The organism is Pseudomonas sp. PME37.24/025, assembly GCF_055556615.1.
The window spans coordinates 1-271 of the sequence record NZ_JBVHNK010000198.1 but is presented as its reverse complement, the minus strand read 5'-3'; the positions used below and the strand labels follow the sequence as shown (position 1 = coordinate 271).

Sequence of the window (271 nt, the reverse complement as noted above, 5' to 3'; positions counted from 1 at the left end):
CATCCGCAACATGATGACGCCATCAAGTCATTTGTCTATCGCGCCGCGCGACCTTTTAATATGAGCGCGCTGGATCATGCGCTGGGCCAGCTGGTCACGCAGTACGGCAAACAGATGTTGCGCTACAAAGGCGTGCTCGATGTGGAAGGACTGGATCGTCGCGTGGTGTTTCAGGGTGTCCATGAAACCGTCGGCAGCGATGTCTCCTCCAAATGGGAAGAAGGCGATGAGCGCTGTTCCAAAATTGTGTTTATCGGTTTTGACTTGCCCG

1 protein-coding gene is annotated in these 271 nt (G+C 54.2%); it reads left to right on the top strand.

The window, feature by feature from the left end; genetic code table 11:
- Nucleotides 1–60: 60 nt before the first annotated feature.
- A partial coding sequence (locus ACZ3HH_RS30055; protein ID WP_465810228.1) for a CobW C-terminal domain-containing protein occupies nt 61–271 on the top strand: 211 nt, incomplete at its 3' end.